Raw genomic sequence first — 5,501 nt, 5'->3', positions numbered from 1 at the left:
AACGACACACCCACCTTCCCGCACCATCCCAACGATCCCAACCCGCACCCCCTCAACCCTGATGAGAAACGCTCAGTGAGCACGTCAGTGACCTGAGTGAAGTCGTCGCTGAGAGCAGTGGGTCATGCACCCGCGCAGCGAACGGGTTCCAGGCGTGTTGGCGGATGGCCGACGCGGTAACTGCCACCGCACTTACGGGGTACACACAGGCCTACCGCCGCACCGTTGCCTCCGCATCGCCCGGGGTATAGCGTCGTTGCCGTCTCGACGATGAAGTCTGCAGCCCGAGGAGACCGCCGTGAGCAGCGACGCCCACACCACCGACCATGCCCCCGTCCCGGCCGCACGTACGCCCGCCCACCCGCGCCACCCCTCCGCGCCCGAGCCCACGCGCCCCTACAGCGCCCCCATGCCCGACCAGAGCCCGGCCCCGCCGTCGGGCGGGCCGGTGCGCTTCGGCGTCGTCGGCGCGGGCTGGCGCGCCCGCTTCTTCCTGCGCCTGGCCACCATGGCCCCCGGGCGGCTGGAGTGCGTGGGCGTCCTGGCGCGCCGCGGCGAGGCTCGCGCGGCCCTGGCCGAGGAGTTCGGCGTCGCCACCACCGACTCCCTCGACGGCCTGCGAGCCCGCTCCCCCGAGCTGGTCGTGCCGTCGGTGAGCTGGGCCGCCATGCCGGACCTCATCCGTGAACTGGTGGACCGCCGCACCCCCGTCCTGGCGGAGACTCCGCCCGCACCCGACCCCGACTCGCTGCGCTCCCTGTGGCACGACGTCGGCGCCTCCGGGCTGGTACAAGTCGCCGAGCAGTACACGCGCATGCCCGGTCACGCCGCCCGCCTCGCGGCCATCCGCGCCGGCGCCATCGGCACGCCCGCCTGGGCGCAGGTCTCCTCCACGCACGGCTACCACGCCGTCTCCCTGCTGCGGCACTTCCTCGCCGACGACGACGCCCCGCTGGACGGTCCCGTCACCGTCACCGCCCGCAGCTTCCCGGTACCGCTCCTCCAGCCGCTCGGCCGCGACGGCTGGAGCGCCGTGCCGGCGGTTGAGTCCGGCCAGACGGTGCTCGCCACTCTCGCCTTCGACTCCGGCCGCACCGGCGTCTACGAGTTCACCTCTAATCAGTGGCACAACCCGCTGCTGTCGCGTCGCGTGCTGGTGCGCGGCACCCTGGGGGAGATCGTCGACGACGCCGTCACCCGCTGGGTGCCCGACGCCGGGGCGGTGACCAGCCGGATCGAGTACCGGCGCACCGGGCGCGACCTGAACCTCGAGGGCAACGACCTGATCCACGCCAGCCTGGACGGGCGAGTGCTCTACCGCAACCCGTGGGTCGGCACGCGCATGAGCGAGGACGACCTCGCCGTCGCCACCATCCTTCAGGACACCGGCCTCTGGGTGCGGGAGGAGGGCCCGGCCCCCTACCCGCTGGCGCAGGCCTGCCAGGACCACCTGCTCTCCTGCGCCATCGATCAGGCCGCCGCCTCCGGCCGGGACGTGACCACCGACGTCGAGGACTGGGCCTAAGGGCCGGCGTCCACCGACCAGGACTGCCAACTACTGACAACTACTGTTAAAAAATTAACAGTAGTTGTCAGTAGCTTGTCAGTAGCGGGTACCTGCGGAATCCACATCTTCGGCCGTACGTACCTGCTGGTCAGGCCCCGGGGATGACCCACGTAGATCGCGGGTCTCGCGGCGACCTACCGGTGCGCATCACCAATCCCTCGGCCTCCAGAGCCTTGAGGCGCTTCAACGCCGTTTGGCGGGTGACACCCATCGCGTCAGCAATGTCCGCAGTACCGAGCGGCCCGGTGCTGCGCAGCAACGCCATGGCATCGAGCGCGGGCCGGCCAAGCCGGTCGGCAACCGTCGTCGATATTCGCGAGGCGGCATCCAGACTCACTATTACGCTCGTCGACGTCTGCCGGTACACCGGATCGCCGAGACCTGCCTGGCGCATCTGCCCCACCATGCGACGAATCCCCTCACCCAATTCCTGAGCGAATCCCAGGTCCGAGCAGACGCGCGCGATACGCGGGTTACGCGCATATCTGGCGATCTCAAGCGGTCGGGACGGGTCGACCAGTCCGGGGAAACGGCCCGGCGAGGAGACCTCAATACGATGTGGGAAGATCGAGACCCGGATGTGGTCACCAGCCATCGAGTACGAGCGGTGGATGACTGCGTTGACGATCGCCTCCATCCACGCCTCGCGAGGAATGACATCCACCGGACCGAATTTGCCATCTACGCCGAGTGCACGACGGCGTGGAGCCCACTCCTCGACCAAGGAGAAGGCGGCTTCAATCATCTCCGGGATCGTGCCCTCCAGGCGGCGATCACCATCGGCAACCATCGTCTGGCGTGATCCCACACCGGTCTCATCGGCCTGGTATCGCAGCACGCGCACGAGTGCCTGCGGGAGGAAACGCTGCGGGTGCACCCCCACCAGGAGCAGTCCGGCAACCGTCAATCGATCATCGGGAGTTACTAGAGAGCGTGCGCGCAGTACGTGCAGGTCATCCCCTTCCGCGCCAATGACCTTCCGAAGTGCGTCTACACGAGCCGAGTCCACACCTTCGAGGCCGACTGGAGCCGGCTGCGCCTCATAGGCATCGGCCTCACGGTCGTAGACGAGTTCCTGCCAGGCTGTCCGACTCAGCGTGATGGTCGAGTCACCCGCCCGAATGAAGGCCTCCTCGTCGGTGCGTTGATGGGCGTGACGACTCGGCTCCACCAGAAACACCAGGACATGGTCCTGCGTGTGGTCGGAGCGTTCGACCGGCATCTCCTCCACCCTGAGCACGAGTGGCGGATCGATGAGATCAACCGGGACCCGGCGCAGTCGGTTGACCTTGCGGGTCTCGCCGTCAATACCTTCAATCCGCCCCTCGCTGACCCCCACAGCCACCATGCCGCCTTCGGCATTGGCCATGCCGATCAGCGCGGCAGCGAGCCGCTTGGCGTCGACGCGCACCGACTTGCGTTCAAACCATTGGGTCTCCGGCGCACCAGCGAGCAGCACCCCGCGCTGCCGCGGTTCTGCCACCGCCAGCGCATCGATGTCGATCTTTCCTGTCGGCTCTCTCGCAGCCATCTTCACAGACCTACTGTAAAGAAATTAACAGTAGTTGTCAGTAGCTTGTCAGTAGCGGGCGCCGCGGCGGCGTCGGCGGCGCCCCTCAGGGGCGCACCGCGACGGCCTCGATCTCCACGCCCGCGCCCAGCGGCAGCGCCGCCACCTGGAATGCCGCCCGGGCGGGCAGCACCGCGCCGGTGAAGAAGCGCGCGTAGACCTCGTTGACGGCGGCGAAGTCGGCGATGTCCGCCAGCAGCACCGTGGTCTTGACGACGTGCTCGTACCCCAGGCCGGCGGCCTGAAGGATTGCGCCGATGTTGGTCAGCACCCGCTCGGCCTGGGCCGCGATGCCGCCGTCGACCAGCTTGCCGGTGGCCGGGTCGAGCGGCACCTGCCCGGAGATGTAGACGGTGGCGCCGCTGCCCGCGCCGGTGGACACGGCCTGGGAGTAGGGTCCGACAGCAGCCGGGGCGCTGGTAGTGGCAATGGCGGTCTGTACAGCGGTCGACATGTCGGCATCCTAGCCGCGCGCCACAGCCCGCCATCCCGCGAGACCGGCACCAGTAACACGCCGAGACCGGCACTAATGACACACCGAAACCGGCACCAATGACGCGCCGAGGCCGGTCTGCCCGGGCAGGCCCGCGCCGCCCCACGGACCGCCGCCCTGCCCGCTCCAGCAAGACCAATACGTCCGACTTCCGGGATTCCCGGGACATGCCCCGTGGTCCGTGACACACTGCACCCATGCACGAACGCGCAGGACTTCCCGCCCAACCAGAGGACCTCATTGACGTCGATGAGGTCGTCAACGCCTACTACGAACTTGTCCCCGACCCCGCGATCCCGGCCCAGAAGGTCGTCTTCGGCACCTCCGGCCACCGCGGCTCCTCCCTGGACACCGCTTTCAACGAGGCTCACATCGTCGCCACCACGGCGGCAATCGTCGAGTACCGGCGTTCCCAGGGAACCGACGGCGTGCTCTACATCGGCCGCGACACCCACGCCCTGTCCGAGCCGGCCTGGCGCACCGCCATCGAGGTGCTCTCGGGCGCCGGCGTCACCACCGCGATCGACGCCCGCGGCTCCTACACGCCCACCCCCGCCGTCTCGCACTCGATCCTGCTGGCAAACGGCGCCGGCACCGAGTCCGGCGTGCGCACCACCGGCCCCGGCCTGGCCGACGGCATCGTCGTCACCCCCTCGCACAACCCGCCCCGCGACGGCGGCTTCAAGTACAACCCGCCCCACGGCGGCCCCGCCGACTCCGACGCCACCAGCTGGATCGCCGCGCGCGCCAATGAGCTCCTGGCCGACGGCTGGCGCGATGTGCCGCGCGTGCCGATCGCCGAGGCCCTGGACGGCAACTACGTCGTCAAGCACGACTACCTCGAGACCTACGTGGCCGACCTCGAGAACGTCATCGATATGGATGCCATCCGCGACGCCGGCGTGCGCATCGGGGCCGACCCCCTGGGCGGCGCCTCGGTGGACTACTGGGGCGCCATCGGCGAGCGCTACGGGCTGGACCTGACCGTGGTCAACCCGAAGGTCGACCCTGCCTGGTCCTTCATGACCCTGGACTGGGACGGCAAGATCCGCATGGACTGCTCCTCCCCCAACGCCATGGCTTCACTGCGCAACGCCATGACCCCCGACGCCGACGGCAACACCCCCTACGACGTCGCCACCGGTAACGACGCCGACTCCGACCGCCACGGCATCGTCACCCCCGACGGGCTGATGAACCCCAACCACTACCTGGCCGTGGCCATCGAGTACCTGTTCACGCACCGGCCCGGCTGGCCCGCGGACGCCGCCGTCGGCAAGACACTGGTGTCCTCCAGCCTCATCGACCGAGTCGTGGCCGCCATGGGCCGCAAGCTGGTGGAGGTGCCGGTCGGCTTCAAGCACTTCGTGCCCGGCCTGCTGGACGGCTCCGTCGGCTTCGGCGGCGAGGAGAGCGCCGGCGCCTCCTTCCTGCGCAAGGACGGCACCGTGTGGAGCACGGACAAGGACGGCATCATCCTGGCCCTGCTGGCCAGTGAGATCATCGCCGTCACCGGCAAGACCCCCTCCCAGCTGCACGAGGAGCAGGTGGAGCGCTTCGGCGCCTCCGCCTACGCCCGCATCGACGCCGCCGCCACCAAGGAGGAGAAGGCCAAGCTGGCCGCGCTGTCGCCGCAGGACGTCACCGCCACCGAGCTGGCCGGGGAGCCGATCACCGACCGCCTGGTGCGCGCCCCCGGCAACGACGCCCCCATCGGCGGGCTCAAGGTCACTACCGCCAACGCCTGGTTCGCCGCGCGCCCCTCGGGCACCGAGGACGTGTACAAGATCTACGCCGAGTCCTTCAAGGGCGCCGACCACCTGGCGCAGGTCCAGGAGGAGGCCAAGCAGGTGGTCTCCGCCGCCCTCGGC

4 protein-coding genes are annotated in these 5,501 nt (G+C 69.3%); 2 read left to right on the top strand and 2 right to left on the bottom strand.

The window, feature by feature from the left end; genetic code table 11:
• The first annotated feature begins 298 nt into the window (after positions 1–298).
• Complete coding sequence (locus tag GZ997_RS03825) at positions 299–1,525, top strand: Gfo/Idh/MocA family oxidoreductase (RefSeq protein WP_203233963.1); 1,227 nt, start codon at positions 299–301, stop codon at positions 1,523–1,525.
• 130 nt (positions 1,526–1,655) lie between these two features.
• On the opposite strand, the gene GZ997_RS03820 is transcribed toward GZ997_RS03825, so the two are convergent.
• Positions 1,656–3,098 carry an ATP-binding protein gene (locus GZ997_RS03820; RefSeq protein ID WP_161925209.1) on the bottom strand — a complete coding sequence of 481 codons (1,443 nt, stop codon included), beginning with the start codon at positions 3,096–3,098 and terminating at the stop codon, positions 1,656–1,658.
• An 85-nt stretch (positions 3,099–3,183) separates the two neighbouring features.
• On the bottom strand, positions 3,184–3,591 hold the full coding sequence (locus tag GZ997_RS03815) for a Rid family detoxifying hydrolase (protein WP_162678922.1): 408 nt from the start codon (positions 3,589–3,591) through the stop codon (positions 3,184–3,186).
• Positions 3,592–3,827: 236 nt separating this feature from the next.
• On the opposite strand from GZ997_RS03815, the gene pgm reads away from it, so the two are divergent.
• On the top strand, positions 3,828–5,501 hold a 1,674-nt coding region (gene pgm / locus GZ997_RS03810), incomplete at its 3' end, for a phosphoglucomutase (alpha-D-glucose-1,6-bisphosphate-dependent) (protein WP_162678921.1).

Source organism: Actinomyces sp. 565, assembly GCF_010365615.1.
GTDB lineage: Bacteria > Actinomycetota > Actinomycetes > Actinomycetales > Actinomycetaceae > Actinomyces.
The sequence above is the reverse complement of the archived record's forward strand: the minus strand, read 5'-3'. Positions and strand labels throughout refer to the sequence as shown.

Bases quoted from the DNA above. Each gene is read 5' to 3' on its own strand.
- GZ997_RS03820 (WP_161925209.1), bottom strand. From the start codon at position 3,098: ATGGCTGCGAGAGAGCCGACAGGAAAGATCGACATCGATGCGCTGGCG.
- GZ997_RS03815 (WP_162678922.1), bottom strand. From the start codon at position 3,591: ATGTCGACCGCTGTACAGACCGCCATTGCCACTACCAGCGCCCCGGCT.